This is a genomic window from Pseudomonas sp. MIACH, assembly GCF_001269925.1.
Classification (GTDB): domain Bacteria; phylum Pseudomonadota; class Gammaproteobacteria; order Pseudomonadales; family Pseudomonadaceae; genus Aquipseudomonas.
Window position 1 is genome coordinate 23,265 of the sequence record NZ_LHVO01000025.1, and the last position, 18,218, is coordinate 41,482.

At 56.1% G+C, this 18,218-nt stretch carries 24 protein-coding genes and 1 pseudogene; 17 read left to right on the forward strand and 8 right to left on the reverse strand.

Annotated features, from left to right (window positions below; all coding sequences use genetic code 11):
* Position 1: 1 nt before the first annotated feature.
* The 5 genes from AD670_RS09200 to AD670_RS09220 all read right to left on the reverse strand — a co-directional run bounded on the left by AD670_RS09200 (position 2) and on the right by AD670_RS09220 (position 4,585).
* Entirely contained in the window at positions 2–301 is a 300-nt protein-coding gene (locus AD670_RS09200; RefSeq protein WP_053130826.1) for a hypothetical protein, read from the reverse strand.
* A gap of 526 nt (positions 302–827) precedes the next feature.
* Complete coding sequence (locus tag AD670_RS09205) at positions 828–1,187, reverse strand: hypothetical protein (RefSeq protein WP_053130829.1); 360 nt, start codon at positions 1,185–1,187, stop codon at positions 828–830.
* Positions 1,184–3,406 (reverse strand): VapE domain-containing protein, encoded by a 2,223-nt coding sequence (locus AD670_RS09210; RefSeq protein WP_053130832.1) that lies wholly within the window; start codon positions 3,404–3,406, stop codon positions 1,184–1,186. The genes AD670_RS09205 and AD670_RS09210 overlap by 4 nt, the downstream gene beginning before the upstream one ends.
* Before the next feature lie 207 nt (positions 3,407–3,613).
* Positions 3,614–4,123, reverse strand: coding sequence for a phage regulatory CII family protein (locus AD670_RS09215; protein WP_053130835.1), 510 nt, complete (start codon positions 4,121–4,123; stop codon positions 3,614–3,616).
* Between the two features lie 273 nt (positions 4,124–4,396).
* Positions 4,397–4,585 carry a Cro/CI family transcriptional regulator gene (locus tag AD670_RS09220; protein ID WP_053130838.1) on the reverse strand — a complete coding sequence of 63 codons (189 nt, stop codon included), beginning with the start codon at positions 4,583–4,585 and terminating at the stop codon, positions 4,397–4,399.
* Positions 4,586–4,683: 98 nt separating this feature from the next.
* Here AD670_RS09220 and AD670_RS09225 point away from each other — a divergent pair, with 98 nt between their 5' ends.
* From AD670_RS09225 to xerC, 17 genes are all read left to right on the forward strand, one after another.
* A complete protein-coding gene (locus AD670_RS09225; RefSeq protein ID WP_053130841.1) occupies positions 4,684–5,340 on the forward strand; it encodes a LexA family transcriptional regulator in 657 nt (218 codons plus the stop codon).
* 265 nt (positions 5,341–5,605) lie between these two features.
* Positions 5,606–6,166: a hypothetical protein gene (locus AD670_RS09230; RefSeq protein ID WP_053130844.1), complete on the forward strand. Its 561-nt coding sequence runs from the start codon at positions 5,606–5,608 to the stop codon at positions 6,164–6,166.
* Between the two features lie 9 nt (positions 6,167–6,175).
* Positions 6,176–6,466: a phage antirepressor KilAC domain-containing protein gene (locus tag AD670_RS09235; RefSeq protein WP_053130847.1), complete on the forward strand. Its 291-nt coding sequence runs from the start codon at positions 6,176–6,178 to the stop codon at positions 6,464–6,466.
* 162 nt (positions 6,467–6,628) lie between these two features.
* The gene (locus AD670_RS09240; RefSeq protein WP_053130850.1) at positions 6,629–7,096 is read left to right on the forward strand and encodes a hypothetical protein; all 468 of its coding nucleotides are present in this window, start codon (positions 6,629–6,631) and stop codon (positions 7,094–7,096) included.
* Complete coding sequence (locus AD670_RS09245) at positions 7,093–7,413, forward strand: pyocin activator PrtN family protein (protein WP_053130854.1); 321 nt, start codon at positions 7,093–7,095, stop codon at positions 7,411–7,413. Before AD670_RS09240 ends, AD670_RS09245 begins: the two co-directional genes overlap by 4 nt.
* 89 nt (positions 7,414–7,502) lie before the next feature.
* Positions 7,503–7,901, forward strand: coding sequence for a hypothetical protein (locus tag AD670_RS09250; protein WP_053130858.1), 399 nt, complete (start codon positions 7,503–7,505; stop codon positions 7,899–7,901).
* Positions 7,898–8,119: a hypothetical protein gene (locus AD670_RS09255; protein ID WP_053130861.1), complete on the forward strand. Its 222-nt coding sequence runs from the start codon at positions 7,898–7,900 to the stop codon at positions 8,117–8,119. Before AD670_RS09250 ends, AD670_RS09255 begins: the two co-directional genes overlap by 4 nt.
* The gene (locus AD670_RS09260; protein WP_053130864.1) at positions 8,116–8,658 is read left to right on the forward strand and encodes a phosphohydrolase; all 543 of its coding nucleotides are present in this window, start codon (positions 8,116–8,118) and stop codon (positions 8,656–8,658) included. Before AD670_RS09255 ends, AD670_RS09260 begins: the two co-directional genes overlap by 4 nt.
* Entirely contained in the window at positions 8,655–8,939 is a 285-nt protein-coding gene (locus AD670_RS30785; protein ID WP_082340943.1) for a hypothetical protein, read from the forward strand. Before AD670_RS09260 ends, AD670_RS30785 begins: the two co-directional genes overlap by 4 nt.
* Positions 8,932–10,923, forward strand: coding sequence for a DNA cytosine methyltransferase (locus tag AD670_RS09265; protein ID WP_053130866.1), 1,992 nt, complete (start codon positions 8,932–8,934; stop codon positions 10,921–10,923). The genes AD670_RS30785 and AD670_RS09265 overlap by 8 nt, the downstream gene beginning before the upstream one ends.
* The gene (locus tag AD670_RS09270; RefSeq protein WP_053130869.1) at positions 10,920–11,426 is read left to right on the forward strand and encodes a methyltransferase; all 507 of its coding nucleotides are present in this window, start codon (positions 10,920–10,922) and stop codon (positions 11,424–11,426) included. The genes AD670_RS09265 and AD670_RS09270 overlap by 4 nt, the downstream gene beginning before the upstream one ends.
* Before the next feature lie 294 nt (positions 11,427–11,720).
* On the forward strand, positions 11,721–12,197 hold the full coding sequence (locus AD670_RS09280) for a hypothetical protein (RefSeq protein WP_053130875.1): 477 nt from the start codon (positions 11,721–11,723) through the stop codon (positions 12,195–12,197).
* Positions 12,187–12,450: a hypothetical protein gene (locus AD670_RS09285; protein WP_053130878.1), complete on the forward strand. Its 264-nt coding sequence runs from the start codon at positions 12,187–12,189 to the stop codon at positions 12,448–12,450. The genes AD670_RS09280 and AD670_RS09285 overlap by 11 nt, the downstream gene beginning before the upstream one ends.
* Positions 12,451–12,460: 10 nt before the next feature.
* Entirely contained in the window at positions 12,461–12,961 is a 501-nt protein-coding gene (locus tag AD670_RS09290; protein WP_053130881.1) for a hypothetical protein, read from the forward strand.
* Positions 12,958–13,944 (forward strand): phosphoadenosine phosphosulfate reductase family protein, encoded by a 987-nt coding sequence (locus tag AD670_RS09295; protein WP_053130885.1) that lies wholly within the window; start codon positions 12,958–12,960, stop codon positions 13,942–13,944. Before AD670_RS09290 ends, AD670_RS09295 begins: the two co-directional genes overlap by 4 nt.
* Entirely contained in the window at positions 13,941–14,147 is a 207-nt protein-coding gene (locus AD670_RS09300) for a DUF4224 domain-containing protein (RefSeq protein ID WP_053130888.1), read from the forward strand. The genes AD670_RS09295 and AD670_RS09300 overlap by 4 nt, the downstream gene beginning before the upstream one ends.
* Positions 14,144–15,292, forward strand: a complete 1,149-nt coding sequence (gene xerC, locus AD670_RS09305; protein ID WP_053130890.1) for a tyrosine recombinase XerC — start codon at positions 14,144–14,146, stop codon at positions 15,290–15,292. The genes AD670_RS09300 and xerC overlap by 4 nt, the downstream gene beginning before the upstream one ends.
* Here the strand turns inward: xerC and AD670_RS09310 are convergent.
* The 3 genes and pseudogenes from AD670_RS09310 to AD670_RS09320 form a co-directional block, all read right to left on the reverse strand.
* On the reverse strand, positions 15,273–15,926 hold the full coding sequence (locus AD670_RS09310; RefSeq protein WP_053130893.1) for a hypothetical protein: 654 nt from the start codon (positions 15,924–15,926) through the stop codon (positions 15,273–15,275). The two genes, xerC and AD670_RS09310, sit on opposite strands and share 20 nt — an antisense overlap.
* Positions 15,923–16,903: an ImmA/IrrE family metallo-endopeptidase gene (locus AD670_RS09315; RefSeq protein WP_053130896.1), complete on the reverse strand. Its 981-nt coding sequence runs from the start codon at positions 16,901–16,903 to the stop codon at positions 15,923–15,925. Before AD670_RS09315 ends, AD670_RS09310 begins: the two co-directional genes overlap by 4 nt.
* Positions 16,904–17,420: 517 nt before the next feature.
* Positions 17,421–18,061 (reverse strand): annotated as a pseudogene (locus AD670_RS09320) (BRCT domain-containing protein).
* Positions 18,062–18,218 lie beyond the last annotated feature (157 nt).

Here is an 18,218-nt window from a genome sequence, read left to right on the forward strand (position 1 = left end):
TCTAGTGGATGGGGAGTTCACTGCTACGCGAACTCAACCTTCTGCTTCTGTCGAGATAGTTATATCCCGCATTGGTGACGCGCTGGATACGTATATCCGGAGCTTCCCCTTCAACATTGATACAACCCAAATCTACAAGCAGCTCGATATGGCCATCCACGACTACACCGGACCAATGGACACACTCGGCGCTGGAGAATTTGCTGCGAATATCCTTGCCCGATAAATCGAGCTTCCAGTCATCGGAGTCCTTGATGCAGACGTCTAAGATTTTCACCAACAGCTTCTGATCTCGTTCCATTTCTCAGTTCCAAAGGAAAAATTATCTGTACGAAGTAGTACGTCTGAGGAGAAATGAAAAAAACCGGCGCAAAGGCCGGGTTTTTGGTGAGATCGCTGTTTGCGTACCTCTTTGAACATGACTGATTTATACCCCTCCAGTCCGGTGGCAGCAAGAGCTCGGCGCTGCCACCCTGCAATCAACGGCAATCAGCGGCAATACACCGGCAATCAACGGACATATAACGTAACTGGCTCTAGCGCCGCAGGCATGGACCCTCTTGTCCCACTGATCACAAGACAGGCGCGACGTCTGAAACACCGATAAATCAAAGCGGTGCCCCTCCGTCCTACTATTTATTACTTTCTCCATGTAAAGGGAGAATTAATAAACGCTGCGCGTACGCGCGCGCGTATGTGGGTGTATGCGTCACATGGGGGAAAGATGCAAAAAAGGTGGGACGGTGGGCCATCATCAATTAACACGCGGCGCGCAGATGGCCCACTTGCCAAAACACTAGCAGGCCGTACAGGGACGCGCCGCGCCATCAGGCTACGCGCTCAAGCAGCATGCCTGCGATCTCCAGGTGTGCCGAGTGCAAGCGCGCATAGAACTGCGTCCGACCACACCCGCAGTGCGCCCATTTCTGGCGTTCCACGCTTTCACGGTTCAGGTAATGCTCCTGCACCACTTGGGCCAGATGCCAGGACAGATGTTTGTTTACGATCACCTCAATGTCTGCACTCCATGGCAACAGCATTTTTGAACCGCCGCGTGAGCCACGAATCAATTCCCCCCGGCAATCGATCAATTGACCCAACATACTGTTGGCAGATCCCTCAGGGCCACCGCCGCCGTGCATGTCGAGCGCCCACAATTTCAACATCTCATCCATTTCCGGGATCAAAATGCGGTCTCCTGCCTGGGCACCGCCGAACCTCGCTTCCACTCCGGCGGTTTCACATACTCATAGCTGCGCACACCACGCACACAGTTTCCCTTGCGCCGCCGGGGCCAATTCATCCGATGCATAATCTTGCCGATGCGCATTTGCTCGGGTCTACCCCAGTGGCTTGGATCGATGTTAAGCGCATGCTCAAGCAAGTGCGCGCCTGTCACCGTATCGCCAATATGCTTGTCGGCCAGATAGCCGACCACCAGGTCTTCCCACATATCTGCCTGATAACGCTGATCCTGCTCAGCTGCGAAAACATCAGCCTCATCGCGCTCCACCCACCATATATCACCTGCGCGAAAACAGGCTAACGCTTCGGCCCAGAGTTGATCACGGTCGGCTCGCAGGCCCTCAAGATCAACTTTTGTACACATCACCGGCCAGTAACGGCGGTTGCCCGTGTCGTCCTTCAGGTACTCATCCTGGTTGGTCGTGCCGATAAAAACGCTCTGCCGGGGAACATCCAGCATCCGCCGCCCATAGCTCTCGCGGTAGGTATCGATGGGCGATGAGACGAACTGCTTGGCTTTGGTCGACTCTGCTTTGTTCAGTGAGTCCAGTTCGGCCATCTCCACAATCCACTTGCCCCGGATCGCCTGATAGGCGTCTTTGCTGCTCAGGTCAAATGACGTATCCATGAACCACTCGCCACCCAATACCCGCGCAGCCGTGGATTTCCCCTCGCCCTGCAAGCCTTCCAAAATCAACATTGAGTCAGCCTTGCAGCCAGGTCGACACACGCGAGCCACCGCAGAAATCATCCAGCGCTTGCCCACCTTGCGGGTGTACGAACTATCCTTAACACCCAGCCGATCCTGCAACCAACGTTCAAGGCGTGGCAGGCCATCCCACTCAAGGCTTTCTAGATACTCGCGCACCGGGTGGTAAGCGTTGTCATTCGCCACCGCACTTACAGCCTCAACCACGTGGGCAGTCTTCACCCGCAGCCCGTAAACATCAGCAAGCCACAGCGCCACCCTAATATCGTCCAGATCACTCCAGTCGCCCTTGCCCCCACCATATGGAGGCGTACGTAACTTGCGGGTCTTTGAACTGAACGAATCCCAGGCGATTACCCCGGACCAGCGTTTATCATTACCCAGAATCAATGCCACATTGAACGGATGTACGATCAACCCGCCTTTTTCGGAATACTGCAGCTTCTCGCGCCATCCCTCATCAGCAGACGGACGCACCACCGCTAGTACCTGACGGCGCACCGTATCCAGGCCCTCAGCGCAGTGAAGATCGTTGAAATCGGTCCAGCCGTCTTCCCGGTTGTTGTCGAATACCGGTATAACCACTTGGCCACCAATCACCACCGCCGCATTGCCAGCCTTGATTACCCCCGCGTTATACGGGTGCCCATTCACCACAGTCTTCCAATCATCATCTGCGCAAAACACCAGCTGCCGGCCGGGATACTTTGTGCGCATGGCTTGTGCCACCGGCAGCAGGTTGCCGGCGTCAAAGCAAATACATACCGTCAGCGACGTCGCCATGTGCAGGCTGGCGCCGGTCGCGTATCCCTCAGCAATCAAAATCACATCGCCCGGCTCGGGCTCTGGGCCGATCAGGTGAAATGCGCCTTCCTTCGCCAAACCGTACGGCCAGTAGGTTTTGTTCCTGCCCGTAGCTGCTTGCTTTTCGGGATACAGCACCTGCAGGCCGACAATATCGCCTTTCACATTGCGCATCGGCACAAAAGCCGTACCGCTTTTCGCCTTGTAACGCATACCGATGCCGACTACCCGCTTGGCATCCAAATAACGCGAACCGCCCTTTTCAGATAGGTGCTTCCACATACCAGCAGCGCGCCGGGCGGCAGTGCGATGCTTTCGATCCTCGGCCAAGGCGGCCTTACGCTGCCCCTCCTCGGCCCTGGCGCGCATCACCGCTCGATCTTCAGCGCTCAGCCGCCCGCCCTTAGGCTTGATCTTCTGCCAACTGCCTTTTTCACCCTGACGCCAGTCGCCAAACGCGCCGCAATACAGTGTTTTGCCGTCACCAGTCAGATGGTCATAGATCACATACCAGCCCGTTTTCTCCGGGGCCTTATCACCGTCGCACTCGCAACGCGTTCGCTTACCAATCACCAGTGGCGTTTCTGGTTTAAGTCCGTAGCCCTGCAACTGGGCCAACACATCATCAAGTAGTTCGTGATTAGTCATGCCCGTACCCCACGCCGATCTACCAGGTCCTGGCAGTCAGTGCAGCGCGTACAGCCGCGATCAAGCATTGCCAACCGCCGAGCCTCTAGGATGACATCCCCGCAGTCCACGCACTCGAGCGTACATTGGCCTGGATTGGCAGTGGGCCGGGCGGCCATGGCCACTGCGAGATTAAGAGCAATGACGTTATCTGCCACATCTGCGTTGTCAGACATAGTGCAGATCCTCCGCATGCATCTTGCGGAGCACCGCGCGCAACTTGAACACCGCCTGCACCATGCGCTCGGCCAGCAGTTCAAACTCAGCCAGTTCGTCATCGTCCAGTTTGTCATCGGACAATGAGGTCGATACATGCGTGGCTAACTCCCCCTCACGAGAAAGCAACTCGCCAATACCTGCCATTAGCGACTGCGCCGTGTCGGTGTCGCTCAACTCGGAAACGTCGATTCCCACCCAACCGATGGGATGCAGCAACGCGTCTACGATGCGCGGATCGCGCGTGGCATCCAGCACCAATTCAAGATCGCCAATGTTAGGCGTGTGGCTGGTGTTGGTCAGGCTCAGCTTATGATTGAGGGTGGTGGCGTTGCCGCCGTCGATAGCGGCAATGGCAGTGGCTCCGCCCGGATAATCACGTGCGGCGTGAAGCAAAGCTTGCGGTAGAGTCAACAGCGAACGCCGTGCGCGCTCAATGGAATTGAACTGTTTACGGTTCATGGCAAAACTCCAAAAACTCTGCCAGTGACCGCTGCATGCCTGTTTGGTACAGTTGTGCTGTGGTCACTCACAGGTGGTCGCATGCAGCCGGTTGCTCTGTGGTAGAAAACCCGGCTGCACCCCGATGGCAAGGCACACGCTCCGCATGTGCCCTTCCGTTGCAGCCTGCAGACCGTGGTGGGTTAGCAGGCAACCCAGGGCATCCGTGCCTTGGGGGGCGGTGGAACGGCGCGCTGTATTGGTTTGCTCCGCGCCGCTCTGCCTTTTACTTCGTCAAGCGGCCTGCTGGCTTGACGCTTTATCTGTCGCCCTGAGCTTTCCATCTGTAAGCACTTGAACCTGGTACTGGCGTGACTGCGGCGGCTCAGAGCCCCATTGCGATACTGCAGCGGGGGAGACTTTCAGAGCCGCAGCCACTTTAGATTTCCCTCCGAAGAAGGCGATCACTTCTGTCGTGAGCATGGTGCTCTCCTGTTTGCCTGCCCAATACAGTAAGTACACTTAACTTATTTGGCAAGCAAATGAAGGACTCCAAACAAAGTAAGCCTTAAGCTAGCTTAATGAATACTCCAGCAGAAAGAATCGCATACGCCATTTCCAAGTGCGGAAAGAAAGCCAGCCTCTTGGCCATAGAGTCCAACCTGAGTGCTGCCAGAATTAGCCAGTTAGCCCAGGGAGACGGGAGCCTCAAGGCTGAAAATCTTTTCCTATTCGCACGCGCTACCGGGTTCTCAGCACAGTGGCTTGCCGAAGGCATAGGGGACAAATATGACGCCGGTGCCCTTGAGGAGGGCCATGTGCTGATTCCCCAATTCACCGCCAAGGCGGGTGCAGGCCCGGGTCACACAAACCACCACATAGAAGACCTCGGCGGCCTAATGTTTAGGCGAGACTGGCTTACCCGAATGGGCTTGAAAGAAAAGAACCTCAAGGTCATCTACAGCACAGGAATGAGCATGTTCCCGACCATTGCTGATGATGATGTGCTGCTGATTGACGAAGGCCAGCGGGAGCCGTTGAACGGCAGAATCTATGCAATTCAGCGCCCAGACGGAGACATCAGCATCAAGCGCTTAGTCCACACGCTCACCAACGGCTGGATAATTCGCAGCGACAACGAGGACAAACGCGCTTATCCCGATGAGAACGCTACCGATACAAGCATTGGTCATCTACTCATCATCGGGCGGGCCGTATGGCACGCTGGAGCCCTCTAGCTGTAGGTCTCTTAACAAAAAACGTAAGCAAGCTTGACTTGAAAAATTAAGAGAACTTTAATTGCCTCACTCTTCCACCACAGAGCGAGGCAATTCCCATGCAAACCGCAACCTTGCACGTACTACCAACGTGCCCACCCAGCCGCATTTTCGAGGTGCGCCGCTTAGCCGTAATCCACGGCTGTACCTTCGCTCCCACCAAACGCAAAACTGCCTCCAGCCAAATGCCAGCCCCCTTCAATCCAGATGATGGAGGGCGCGCAGCATGAGCAGACTGTCTCTCAATGCCAGCGCGTATATACGCCTGCAGGCCCAGGTAACCCTTAGCGGCACCTTCAATCACACCCTGCACTCGCGTGATAGCGGGCGATCCGTAGCGGCTCAGGTCGAGATCGAGCAGTGCACTGCCGGCATCACGGTAATGGTGCGCATCTGCGGGACGCGCAATACATCCGTCACCCTTGATAAGCACCGCAAAAACAACGCCACGCGCGTTGCGAGCTTTATTGAAGGTATCGCCAATGGCCGCAGCCCTACCGGTGTGCCCGACGTAGATGAGCATGAAGCTGTCAGCGATATAGAGGCCACCCTACGTCTGGCTATCCGACGTGGGCGCGGCATCTACCACCTTATAGCCGACGAACTAGAGCCGTCACTTCAGATCCAGCGCAACCCACGTCGCGGTTATATCGCCACGCTCGAACTCGACGACGCCGGCTACTTGTTCACCCTGCCCGCCGACAACCAGCGTGCCCACGCAATCCTGGCTGATTACCTCAACCAATTCCTGCAGGGCTACCGCAATAGCCTCGCAGCCGCTGCATGAGGTACCGCCATGAGCCTATCCCTCAAACGCGTAGCCGAACGCCTGGGCCTGGGGCACCGCGAGTTGATGAAACGCATGCGCGACAAAGGCCTGCTGGATCAACGCAACCTTCCAACCAACCCTGCCCTGACCAAAGACTTTTTGGTCACCCGTGAAAGTCGCTGGTTTCACGAGAAGCATGGCATGCAATACAAGCGCACTACGCGCGTGACCGATATTGGCATTTCCTGGCTGGCCAGGCAGATCGGTATTGAGCGCCCAGCCCCACCCGCCGTGCCTGATCCGCGAGAAGTCGCGTAATGAGACAGCCCGAAGCATGGCCGCGCCAGTACGCCCGCCAGATCACGGCGATGCGAACCCGCGAGGAACGCGTCGCCGCGCTGGCAGAAGTACCGGAGCACCTACGCGCTCTGGTACGTACCCACGTTGAGATCGCCTGGAACCACCCCCGAGGGAACACACATGGACCGCAAACTGATTGACACCCTACTGATCGAACTACTGAGCCTGCCTGAAGAACGTCGTACGGCTGAGAAAATTCTTGCCAACCTCACCCTAGCCGCAACTGCCGCCGACGTTTCCCTCACCATCACCGGCGCACCGCTGCAAATCGAGCACCTTCAACTGGCGGCCGCTCTCGACCAACTCGTGATCGATCTCGGCCCCAACTACCGTGCTCGCGCCATACTGCGCCTTGGCAATGGCATTGAAGGCGTTGAACTGGGTGCCGTTCTCGAACCGCTAGACAGTACCTCACCACTACCGCGTTTCGTAGCGTTTGCCAGCACGGCACGTACAGCACTGGCAGCCATCAACCGAGACATTCGAGCGAGCCACCAACCCCGCACTAAAGAACCGACGCAACGTAAATCTGGAAAGCTGACGCTCGGCACGCTCAAGGCGCAAGTAGATAAGGCGAATGCAGCATGACGGTCTCCGTACAGCGCGAACTGCGCCTGCCGATAGCGCCCAGAAGTCAGACTGTTGACCTGTTGTACCGAACGCTCGGGGATCTGCTCGTACCCGTCGAACAGGTACGTGAACGCTACTTCAGCAATCTCAACCAGGACAACTTCACTCGTGCACTGACAAGCGGCCGTGTAGCGCTACCCATCACCACTCTGGATACCAGCGCCAAGCGCCCCCGCTTTATCGACATCCGCCATCTGGCCATCTTCATTGATACACAGGCAGATGCTGCGGACGAGGAGCTGACAAACACTCAACCCCAGCCAGACGAGCGATGACTTTTTGACCGACACACGTCGATAACAGTTGCACCACCGCAACCGCTGCACCACCAGCCAAGCGGTATACAACCCAAGGAGCAAACCAAATGACAGCATTTGAAATTTTCGCCCTGATCAGCTTCGTAATCGCCCTCGCCATTCTGTACTGGGTCGGGTATCGAGGCGGACTGAAGGATGGCTGGAGCGAAGGTTACGACGATGGCCACACTAATGGCTACATCGAGGGCATTGAAGAGGGCGAGTCGTCGAGTGCTACCGCTCTTGAAAAGGCCACGCGCCGATGCGAACGCTTGGAACTGATTTTGATCAGGGAACCCCAGGACCGTCAGATCCTGACGGCCATCGCGGGAAAACTCAAACTCGCCGCCGATTTCTTTCAAGCGATCAAATCGGAAGGCCATGCAACTCAAGCACTCATTCTGCGCGACCACGCTTTGAGCATGGCCGCCGAGTTGGATTCCTTCTATCAGGAGGATGCAGCATGAGTCGCGCTATCCCAATGCTGCGTCTGACGCCCCAGGCCGCTGGAACACTGCAACAGCAGTACTCCAAGGCTATGAAGGAACTGAACGCAATGACTCGCTATAACAAAGAGTTCGACCGGCAGTTGAAAGCGCTGATCGGTTACGACGCACTCCGCGAATTGCATAAGGCAGCTGACAACGCCCTGTTGCTGGCCGATCTCGTGCAGGAGGCCGCATGAACTGGATCCTCACCCACACCGGCAAACGTTTTGATCTGTTCGAGCCTGACGCTGACATGATCGATCCCCGGGACATCTCCCATTCACTGGCACACCTCTGCCGCTTCAACGGGCACACCCGCGAGTTCTACAGCGTGGCGCAACACAGCTGCATCGTCGCCGAGCTGGTGCCGGAAGAACACAAGCTCGCGGCCTTACTTCACGACGCGCCAGAGGCGTACCTGGGCGACATGACCAAGCCACTTAAACAGTGGATACATGCATACCAGGACTTTGAAGACTGGGTATGGCAACGCGTGTGCCAGCGCTTCGACATTGCTGCAGAACTTCCCGCATGCGTTCACCAGGCCGACTTGATTGCGCTGGCCACCGAACGCCGCGACCTCATGCCAACCGATCCGGCTATCTGGGATTGTTTGGTCGGCATACAACCTATGACCGAAATCATCCGTCCATGGCCTGCCGCAGAAGCCCGACTCACCTACCACCAGCGCCTGATGGACCAACTCGCTGTCGAACATCGGAGGAAAGCGGCATGAAGAACCAACAGGAAAACCCCAGCGCCCTGCCCGCTTTGCTCCGCAGCACCAGTGGTGTCGACACGTCAGAAACAAACAGTCTCTGCTGCGCAGCAGCAGGCATTATTGCTCCTTCCAGCGCCACTGCCGAGGCACGTATACCCCACGAAAAGCTGCGCGGGGCAGCGGTCAGTGATGCAACGCTTACCGCTTCGGGCCGCCCGCCTGCGCAGCCTGTCGTGGGGTATATGAACGTTTCGGGGAATTGCTGCTTTGCCGCGCGGGAGGCCTCCCATGCTTAAGCGCACCCTCACCCACTTCCATCTTTGCTGCGGCCTCGGCAGCGGCGCTGCTGGTTTCAGTGACTCCAAACCGGTCCTGGGTCCTGTGCAAGCTGAATGGCGCTGCCTCGGCGGCGTCGACGTCGACCCCGCCGGGCTACGCGATTTCCAAATGATGACCGGCGTACCTGGCACGCTGATGGACCTGTTCACACGCGAGCAATTCACGGCGTTCCACGGCCAGCAGCCTCCCGCCGGTTGGAAAGAAGCCACCGCCGAGGATCTGCGCCGCGCTGCCGGCAACGAAGATCCAGATGCAGTGTTCATCAGCAGTCCCTGCAAAGGTGCCTCGGGCCTTTTGTCCGAGACTATGAGCCAGACACCCAAATACCGGGCGCTCAATGAGCTGACGTTGCGTTGCGTATGGCTGATGTGCGAAGCCTGGAAGCACAACCCGGTGTCGCTGATCGTGTTCGAAAACGTACCGCGCCTGGCTACCCGTGGCCGGTACTTGCTGGACCAGATCACCAAGCTGCTAAGGCACTACGGCTACGCGGTGGCTGAAACCACCCACGACTGTGGCGAAATTGGCGGATTGGCCCAGAGCCGAAAACGCTTCTTGCTAGTGGCCAGGCACGTAGAGAAGGTCCCGGCGTTCCTGTACGAACCAGAGAAACGCAGCCTGCGTGCCGTCGGTGACGTGCTGAGCCGCATGCCGCTGGCAGGCGATATAGATCAGGCAGGGCCGATGCACCGTGTGCCGGCGTTGCAGTGGAAAACATGGGTACGCCTAGCCCTGGTCGAGGCCGGGAAGGATTGGCGCAGCCTGAGCCGGTTTGCGATCGAGGACGGACACCTACGCGACTTTGTGATCGTGCCTGACTACCACAACGGCGTTCTCGGGGTTGTCGATTGGGACGATACAGCCGGGGTGGTTGCAGGTGCTAGCCGCCCAATGAACGGCAAATTTTCCGTGGCAGATCCACGACCCACCAACAAATTCGAGTACACCCAATTCGGCGTACTGCCCTATGACCGCCACTGCGGTGTCGTAACCGGTCAGCGCAGCCCGGGGCAAGGGACGTTCAGCGTTGCTGACCCGCGCATGACCGGCGAGCGCCACAATAATGTGTTCCGCGTGGTACGCAATGACCAAACCGCCGGCACTGTCACTGCAGGATACGGGCCGAGCTCTGGCGGGCAGGCCGTGGCCGACCCTCGGCAACCGTCCAAGGGTTTCGGCAAGTACCTGGTCACCGACTACAGCAAGCCGGCCGGCACCGTCATCGCCGGCAGCACCACCGGGCAAGGCGCTTTCGCCGTGGCAGATCCCGCCTATAAAACATGGCACCCGAATGCCAGCACGCAAAAGTTGCGGATCACACCCTGGTGCGAGAGCGCCAAGACCGTGACTGGCTCGCAACAGGTTGCCAGCGGCGCGTTATCGATCGCAGATCCTCGCCCAGGAATGTCGCGCAGCAAGGGCGATGCGTACCTGACTGGCGGGCATTACGGCGTGGTCGAATACAGCGCACCGGCCGGCGCCGTATCTGCCAGTGCTTGCCACGATAACGGCCGCTGGTCAGTTGCCGATCAGCGCATGCCGGCGCACAACGATCGACTGACCTGCATGATCACCAGCCTCGACGGGACCTGGCACCGGCCGTTCACCACTCTGGAGTTGGCCGCGCTGCAATCACTGTTCGACCCAGAAGATCACTGGTCAGCAGATCCACAGACCGCCCATGAGATCGAGCGCATGCAGCGCGTTCGCAAGATTGAACAGGCGGGAGTCTTCCGTCTGGACGGAATCAACGACGGCCAGCACCGGGAGCGGATTGGCAACGCCGTACCACGCGCAGCGGCACGGGCAATGGCGGATGTGTTCGGCATGACGCTGCTGCTTTCCGAGGCTGGGGAGACGTTCATGCTCAGCAACGTGTCGATTTGGGTGCAGCCGGTGGCGATTGCGTTGAGCGTGGCTCAACTGGAGCAGCAGCCATGATCAAGACAATCCTTGACCCATGCTGCGGGAGCCGGATGTTTTGGTTCGATAAGAAGCACCCAGCGGTCATCTTCGGTGACATCAGAACTGAGCAAAAATCCCTGTGCGATGGACGAACCCTGACTGTCAGCCCCGATGTCACCCTTGATTTTCGTGACCTTCCCTATGCAGACGGCGCCTTCAAGCTGGTTTCTTTTGACCCACCGCACCTGGTACGTGCCGGGGCTGAAAGTTGGATGAAGGCTAAGTACGGGGTGCTCAACCCGAATACATGGCAGGAAGACCTGCGGCGTGGCTTTTCTGAGTGTTTTCGAGTGTTGGCCACAGACGGCGTACTGGTTTTCAAGTGGAACGAAACGCAGATCCGCACCAGCCAAATTCTATCGCTTACCGACCAGCAGCCCCTGTTCGGGCACCCAAGCGGCAAGAAAGGTGGCACGCACTGGATTGTTTTCATGAAGGCAGAGGCATCGCTGCCTCCTATCGTTTCGGAGGCTGTATGACTGTTTTCCTACTGCTGTACCTGTGCGCGGACGCAACCCGCACAGACTGCCAGGTGGTGAAGACTGATAGCTGGAAGGGACCTCACGCCTACGAGCGATGCATTGACGTTCTGCCTGATCTGACCAAGGCGCTGACTGCGCCCAACCGGAAACGACACAGATTCGTGTGTGAGATCCAATCCGACGGCGCACAACCCGCAGAGCAGAAGCTACTGCCGTCGCGTGCTCATCAATCGTTTCGGATGTAACAGGGAGATGGTCATGAACACATCATCTGGTAACGATGGAGGTTGTATGAGCGATTTCAAAACCGAAGATCGTTACATCGTCATCAAACGCAGCGATCTGGTCAATCACCGCGCCAAGGATCGGGAAATGCTCGGGCGTGCCCTCACAGCAATCGGTCAATCACCGCGCCAATACGTGGTTATCGAAAGCGATTGGCCAGAGTACCACCTGGTCTGGGCAATGCTTAGGCACCGAATGGCCGGTAAACCGGTACCAGACTTCGATCTTTGGCGCCGCGCGGATGAACTGCAACAGCGCCTGACCGCTGCGGATGAGCAGCTGGATCTGCTGGTGGCCGAAAACACAGGCATGCGCACAGACGTCGAACGTTATCGGTGGCTGCGCGATCGCCCCCTTAACACCATTCACTTGGGCGGTGTGTTCGCAGGGAAAACACCTCAGAACGTTGTATTGAACGGAGAGGATCTAGACCAATCGATCGACGCCGCGATCCAGTCAGAGGTGGGTTGCCATGGCCTGTAAACATGAAGATTTGAAGGCAACTGTGGGCGTTACTCGCATCGAAAACAAAGGTCGGTTTATGGCAGAGATCAGCATCGTATGTATGCAATGCGGCGTTCCGATGCAGTTCATGGGCCTTGAGCCAGGACTCAACTATGACGGCGCCACTGTCAGCCTTGATGGTCTCGAGGCGCGCATTGGCATTCATCCTCGCGGCGAACGACCGAATCCCCTGCAGAAGCTGGCGGGCTATTCGATCCGCAATCACAACTGAGGCCCTGACCATGACCATCAAGCAAACGATAGACGGCATGCCGAAACGATACCGGGTAAGCATTGGCGAATGGGGTGTTTCTCGGCGTGAATCGGTATACCTGTGTTCTGACATTGATCAGATTAACGAAGGCTTCTGTAAACCGGTTACGCAAACCGATTGCCGAACTGATGTCGGCGTTACAGTTGGGCTAATTGATTCGATTATCACGACGGCGAGAGTTTTGTCTGGCCGCATCCTTGATTCCGTGGAGGTTCAGGAGGCCTTACGGGATTTCAGGGCGGATGAGGATGTGCGCGCCCTGCTAGTTGTGCCTGACAAACCCGTCACTACCACCAAAACCGTAGCAACCATCATCCGCGACATCTGCGAGCATGAGCCGGATGACAATCCAGATTCTGTTCATATCAGCGTCAAAGCCCTTGAGCTGATCCTAATGCAGAACCTTGAGGGGCTGCACGCCTTACTGGATGCGCCTGCTGATGGTGATGCTTCGGGAGACCATCAATGACTACGCACAACATCATCAGCGTCAGCGGCGGTAAAGACAGCACGGCGACGCTACTGGTCGCCATTGCCTTAGAGGCACCCAACCTGCAGGCCGTCTTCGCGGACACCGGCAACGAGCATCAACAGACCCACGAATACCTGGATTACCTGGAACAAGCCACACGCACGAAAATAACCCGCGTGCGCGCTGACTTCACCCAGCGCATTGAAGGCAAGCGCCGATTCATCGAATCGAAGTGGCGGGCGCAAGGCATAGCAGAGGAGGTAGTGCTTGCAGCGTTGGACGTGCTGCAGCCAACCGGTAACCCATTCCTAGACCTGTGCATCTGGAAAGGCCGGTTCCCTAGCCGCAAGGCCCAATTCTGCACCATGGAGCTGAAACGCGACCCTATGCTTGAACAAGTAGTCATGCCTTTGATGGATGCCGGCGACATGATCCTGAGCTGGCAAGGTGTACGCGCAGACGAATCGCTAAACAGACGATACCTGCCGGAGTGCGACGAAGTTGGTGGCGGCCTGTTCAATTACCGCCCGATCTTAAAGTGGGATGTCCCGGCGGTGTTCGAGGCTCACCGCTACATGGGCATCAAACCGAATCCGCTCTATTCACAAGGCATGGGACGCGTAGGCTGCATGCCTTGCATCAACTGCCGCAAAGATGAATTACGCGAAATTGCCCTTCGGTTCCCTGAAGCGATTGACCGTATCGATCGCTGGGAGCGAACTGTCCAGCAGGCCAGCAAGCGCGGTGCTGCCACGTTCTTTGCCGGATCAAATGCCAAGCATCCGAAAGGCTCAATCGCGGACATGACTGCCATTGAAGTCATGGAGATCGCTAGCATTCGCCAGGCAGTTGAATGGTCCAAGACAGCCCGAGGCGGTATCCAATACGACCTACTGATTGCTACTGATGCCTCCGCCTGCTCCAGCGCCTACGGGCTGTGCGAGTCGGCCTGGGAGCCAATAACCGTGGAGGCAGCATGAGCGCAGCCCGTGTACTAGAGTTTGAAGACTTACAACGCGTAACCGGATATAGCCGCCGGGCTGACGTTGAAAAAGCGTTGCGCTCCCAAGGCATTCGAATTTTCAGTGGGCGAAGGGGGCCCTGGACCACGGTGGATTTGATCAACCAGGCGGGCGGGCTAAAACCCGTGGATACCGACAGCTACAGCGCGGACATCGTATGAAACGTGGTCGAAAGCGCCAACACAATCCAAACATCCCTGGGCACATTGACCAGACGGCTTTGCCGCGTTCGGTGTATTTCGACCATAGGGGCGCTGGGTGCTGGTACATCCTGTATTTCAATGAGGCCGGGCGGCGACAAAGGCAGAACCTTTGCGCGGGCAACGTGACGCTTTCAGAGCTTCACCGCCTCATTGAGGAGCGCAACGGCGTAGACCGCGACAGCCTGCAATACCTCTGTGATGAGTTCCACAAGAGCGACCAGTACAAGGTCCTCAGCGATAAAACCCACGACGACTATGTCTACTCCCGCGACGTGCTTCTAGCGTTTCCGACGAAGCTTGGCAAACCGCTGGGCGAACTGGCGGTGCTCAAATTCACGCCGGCGCTGGTCCAGCGCATCATCGACAAGATAGCCCAGGATGGCACCCCCTCCAAAGCCGCCCACTCACTGCGTTACCTGCGCCGCGTGATGCAGTGGGGCCGTAACCGTGGTTTTGTGAAGGACAACCCGGCCAAAGGCATTGAATCGCCGAAAGAGCGCAAGCAGCGCCGACTGCCCGAAGATACGGTCATGGTTAACCTGATCAGGTTCGCGAAGCAGCAAGGCCAGCTCAAGAGCGGCCAGCCTGGAGCCTGCTCGCCCTACCTGTGGTATGTGATGGAGATTGGATACCTATGCCGTCTGCGCGGGATCGAGACGATCACACTCACCGACGAGAACGAACTCAACGAAGGGGTGCTCACCAATCGCCGTAAAGGTAGCCGGGACAATATCGTCCGGTGGACTCCTCGGCTGCGTGCCGCCTGGGACGCGGCCAAGGCCGTCAGGTCAGAAACGTGGGAACGAAAGCGAGTGCCGGTGCCGATCCGAGCAGACCAGCGCTTCCTTATTATTGCCGCTACCGGCAGGCAATTGTCGAAGTCAGGGCTTGATACAGCCTTCCAGCGACTGATAGTGCAAGCAATTGAGAAGAAGGTGCTCACTGAAGAGCAGAGGTTTGGGATGCACGACTTTAAGCGTAAGGGCATCACCGATACGGTGGGCACCCGGGCAGACAAGCAACAAGCGTCAGGCCATAAAGACGAATCAATGATGGACGTTTACGATCTCAGTGTGCCGACAGTTAATCCATCTTCGGAGTGAAAAGTTTTATAACATCAACCATGTAACTGTTGAGACATTCAGTACAGTGCTGTACGTCTCGGCCTTCGCCAAACGCAGAACGAAGAACTTTATCGTACTTCTTCTCACTTACTTGCTTTCGAGCAACTGACACGCGCTCATTGACATATTCATATCCGGCATAGTCAATGAGTCTTAACATTGAAGACTCCAGACAATCGACATTTCCAGGGAGGAAAGAAAAGACGGTATCAAAATGCTCGTACGAACAGATCGCGGAGAGCGCCCTTTTATCGCCTGTCAGTATCTTGAACTCTTCGCCCCAGCCGTGACGATCGCTTGCATGTAGAAACAATGCAAACTCTCCGGGGTCAACTTCATCGATCTGTTGCATGTGATCGATCAAATCAAAATCAACTTTAGCGTCATTGAGCACGCTGCATTGCTCAAGAAACCCACAAATTCGCTCGTAAGCCTGCGAGCTTCCGACGTATTTTTCGATGGATTTATCTGGATCTTTCAAGCGCAGGCTGTAGGGGAGACTAGAAAGGACGAAGCAGTCTTTGGCGCCTGCATTTAGGCTGCCGAGGGTGTCTTGCAGTAGATCACATTGTGCAAGCTTGATCACCAAGTCGTTATCGGACAGTAGGATCATTCAGGGTCAACTAGAGCCCTTAGCAAGTCGAGACTATCTTCTTTAATCTCTTCCGCAAGATTTGAAAACAAATAACTAGACACTAAAGCTTTATCGCTCACACCTTGAGCTAGAAGTTTAAGCGTTTTAGTACACAACGGCCAAAAATTACCATTGTGAGCACAGTTCAATAAAACATGAGTTGGATCAATACGATTCGCAGAACCATAGTTATTTACAACTCTAGCAAGATCTGGAGCCGGCATAAAACGACCTAGCCGCAGCTTAGCTGATGCTTTTCCCGCCAGAAGCTCAAGTGCAAACTCATCTGCCGCGACTTCATCATCATCACGACCGTCATCGTTTTTTGCAATTTCCGTATCAACTATGGCGCCATTAGCATCCACATGCCCTAAAGCGATATGTCCAAGCTCGTGAGCTAGGTGAAAAAGCAAATAGCCGCACTCTTTCTTCGACGAAAGAACAATCGACGGGCGATTATTTGTAGACATGGCAATACCATCCATCTTTTTCTTCATAATTGAAGAAGCAAGATGAATCACGGGAATTCCACATTCCCAGCAATAGTCCAGTAGGTCACTCAGGCCAACCCAAGGCTTGCCAGAAGCCAATATCTGACTCCGAATCTCAGCGGCCGAGACGGGGCGCACATAAGGGCGCTCGATATTGGACAGTACGATTTTGGAAGCACTGCGAGCCAGAGCTACCGCAAGCTCAACGTCGTCCGCAGTCGTCCCCTTTATGAGCTTGAAACGGCGCTGCTCAGGCAAATCAAACTCGATACGCGCAGGCGTCTCGGCAATTGAACGCAGCTTCAGATTCAAGGCACGCGCCAAGATGAACTTAGCCTGCTGGAGGCCGCTAGGCGTCTCAGCTATCTCGTCATCCCACCAAGCAGGTAGAAACGCCTGCACCTGCCGCTTAGGCAGGCCATGGGCTCTGAACGCACTGTAAAGGCTTTGCATAGATTCAGTCATATCAAAGCCTCCATTCAGACGTTAATGACATAAGGATTAGTCAAAGGTGAGCTCTTCTGCATGCCGGTTAGACATCGGCCCGCCCCTGAAAAGTCACGAGGATACTAAATCTTTTTTGCATTTCACGCAAGTTATCCACAGCTTTACACACAGGTCTCAGTTAAGGGAAAAGAGGTGATAGCAGGCGCGTACATTGCCAACCGCCATAGCAGGAAAATCAAGCCCGAGGCCTTGTTGTTCACGTACAAAAAAAAGGCGCCAGCCCTTGATTCTGTTGAGTAGCTGACCTGACTTGTAATCAGTAGGTCCCGGGTTCGACTCCTGGTGCCGGCACCATATAAGACGAAGCCCCTGCAGAAATGCAGGGGCTTTGTTGTTTCTGAAACGTCCATCTTTCGTCCGCGCCCTGAAAACCTGTGGGAGCGAGCTTGATCGCGATGAGGCTGTCAAACCCAATAACAATCTTTCGGCCAAGACAACGGACAGCCTTTCTTAGAACACCACGACCGAAGCAACCTCAACCAAACAGCATCTTTTGCCAGTGATCCTCACCAACAATGGCAATTGAAGCACCTGCCTCCCGCAGCTCCACCGCCTTCATGATCTTCGTTCCGTGGGTACTGTGGCGCCACTGCTCATTACCCACGCTGCCGACCACCAGGTAATGCACCTTCTTACTCACCCCGCACCCAATCAAACCGCCACGCTCCTCGACTAATGCCTGACAATCTTTGCGTGGCCCAAAGGCCATGACGCCTGTAAATACAAACATCGGCCGTCCCACACCAAATTAGGGGCCGGCAGATTGAAGGGAAGGTCCGTAGGAGCGGCCGCAACGGCACCACCGACTTTCGGCCTTTCAATATCCACCCCAGAAAAACCACGCAAGATGTTAAACAGCTCCAATGACTCGTCTTTATCAAGAGCGCTGTCCTGAAGCATGCACGCCAACCGCGAATACAGCAGATTGATCACCGGATCGTTTAGATGCGCGAGATTGCTCTCTAACCACTGCTTTAGAAAAACCGCCTGTCTGGCATTCACAATACCGTCCGCCGTAATCCCCGCAGCCAACCCCACCAAGGCATCGGCGGCGCGGCGGTCAATGCGAGCTCGATGGAAGAATTTGCTGCTCTCGAACTCGTTGTGTAGGTCCATTGTGGGTTTTCCTTGAGATGAGTGTTGGCTCGATAGATAGGAAATGTCGTATTCAAACGTAGCACCAATACGCGGGCAGCCATTCTTTTGATCAAGAGAATAAATCCGTCACCTCTTCACATTTATCCCTCTGCCCTATTGCACAAGAAGCGCCAGT